The sequence below is a fragment of the Rhodospirillum sp. A1_3_36 genome, from assembly GCF_047263945.1.
Taxonomy (GTDB): domain Bacteria; phylum Pseudomonadota; class Alphaproteobacteria; order Rhodospirillales; family Rhodospirillaceae; genus Rhodospirillum.
The window spans coordinates 1-1,726 of the sequence record NZ_JBLAVB010000079.1 but is presented as its reverse complement, the minus strand read 5'-3'; the positions used below and the strand labels follow the sequence as shown (position 1 = coordinate 1,726).

Annotated in this window: 3 protein-coding genes; all 3 read right to left on the bottom strand. The window is 45.8% G+C overall.

The window, feature by feature from the left end; genetic code table 11:
- Positions 1 to 122: 122 nt before the first annotated feature.
- The 3 genes from ACLIRY_RS26995 to ACLIRY_RS26985 all read right to left on the bottom strand — a co-directional run bounded on the left by ACLIRY_RS26995 (position 123) and on the right by ACLIRY_RS26985 (position 1,566).
- Positions 123 to 434 carry a hypothetical protein gene (locus tag ACLIRY_RS26995; protein WP_413208512.1) on the bottom strand — a complete coding sequence of 104 codons (312 nt, stop codon included), beginning with the start codon at positions 432 to 434 and terminating at the stop codon, positions 123 to 125.
- A 135-nt stretch (positions 435 to 569) separates the two neighbouring features.
- Positions 570 to 971, bottom strand: coding sequence for a hypothetical protein (locus ACLIRY_RS26990; RefSeq protein ID WP_413208511.1), 402 nt, complete (start codon positions 969 to 971; stop codon positions 570 to 572).
- 4 nt (positions 972 to 975) lie between these two features.
- On the bottom strand, positions 976 to 1,566 hold the full coding sequence (locus ACLIRY_RS26985) for a hypothetical protein (protein WP_413208510.1): 591 nt from the start codon (positions 1,564 to 1,566) through the stop codon (positions 976 to 978).
- Between the last annotated feature and the right edge of the window lie 160 nt (positions 1,567 to 1,726).

Genomic DNA, 1,726 nt, shown 5'->3' with positions numbered 1-1,726 from the left:
GATACAGATCCGTCACCGGAACCGCCAGGCTCAAGGGGCAAGCGCCGCTGGACGCTATCCGCGATCTCATCCAGGGCAGTTTCGCACTCGCTTGAAGCGCCTGCCGCCAACCCCGTGAGCAATTACGTGACAACTTTCGCCGTCTTGCCATCCCGATAACGCGGAAACAGATCGGCCGTGAGAGTTGGAATGCCGTCTCGGAATTTACTTTGTAGGTCTTTGTTCCACTGTTCTGCGGTCAGCCCCTTTGGCATAAACCTGCGGTACCGCTCTTCAGTACACATGGCGTCAATGTTTTTTTGCTGATCGAGGGTGAAGTTGTCAGCCCAATCGATCAGCCACAAAGCACTCCCCTGATAAACGGAAAACCCAACGCACTGTTCACGTGACAACAAGAGATTTCGTTGGTCATTGTCAATTGCCGCCAAATTCATCGAAAAACTCCTGCTGGGTAAGAACACGGCCATTCGACGAGCCACTGGTCATAAGCAATGCCAACAGTTTCTATCGATTCATAAACTCTCCGGACAGACACTTAGATGATAGGCTGAACCTGCAATTAAATCGAATTACTTTATCCACACAGGATCGGCCAATTTATATGCATCGAGCAATTCTGGTGCATCTTCTTCTTTTACAGGCAAATTATAGTTACATGATGTTTCAATGTGCCTCATAAATTCAACAGGTAGACGAATTCTATATTTTTTCACCCAATGTAAAATAATACCATCCCAAGCATATACCCCATCAGAAAAAACAACATTTCTGACCATATCAGAATTATGATATGGATCTGGTGTTAGGCTCACAAACTCTATGATGATCAGCCCCCTCTCTAGATAACTTGCTACAAAGCTAGCTTCATCTGTATTTAAAAAATACATGTTTTTTTCTATACTTTCTATATATTTTGGCCTATTAGAATAAAGCCTTTCTCTATATAGGAATAATTTTTTTATAATTCTCATTGGTTTATGCTCCATTAGGATAAAATAGCTTCCAAGTTGGTTCAATGTTCGGCATCGGGACTTCGGTTCCGAATACATCGGTATCAAAAACCCAACGATCACCTTTAGAGTCCCATGCGACTGGACGACTAGGTGCATAGACAGGTGCTCCAAGCTCATTCGCAAGTTCCTGTGCTGTGCCGCTACTGCCACTCCAACATGAGGCAAAACATACTTGGGTCCCCTCAACATAATTTGGATTACTTTTTACCGCATCTGCAATTTGTACAAGATTTGTTTCTCGACCATTAACCGTCGGAATTCCTCCTAATTCATCATATTTGAGTTGGCCATGGACAATAACATTATGTCCACCTCCCGTATTAATTGCATTGTTAAAGTTCCTCATTGTTGCAAGATCGTCTCCGATAGCAGTACTCATTGCATTATGGTAAATGGTATCTCCTGATGCAGTCATGCTATGCAGAAATGCATCGTTCGTTCGAACCCGCATACTCGTAATGATCGTTTTCGCGACACCGGACACCTTTTTGGCGGCGGCGGCTCCCCCGAGGACAAAGCCGACCGTGATCACCCCCAGGGAGGCCAGGGCCATCGCTTCTCCATGGGTCAAGGTTACGTCCTGCCCCGTAATTGCTCACGGGGTTGGCGAAATCGGTTGGCTGACGGCCTGGTTTGTGATTCAACCTTTGTATGAAAACGCCCCGGACATATCGACTTAGCGAAGCGGAGAAAGACGCCTTGCTGCTTGAGCA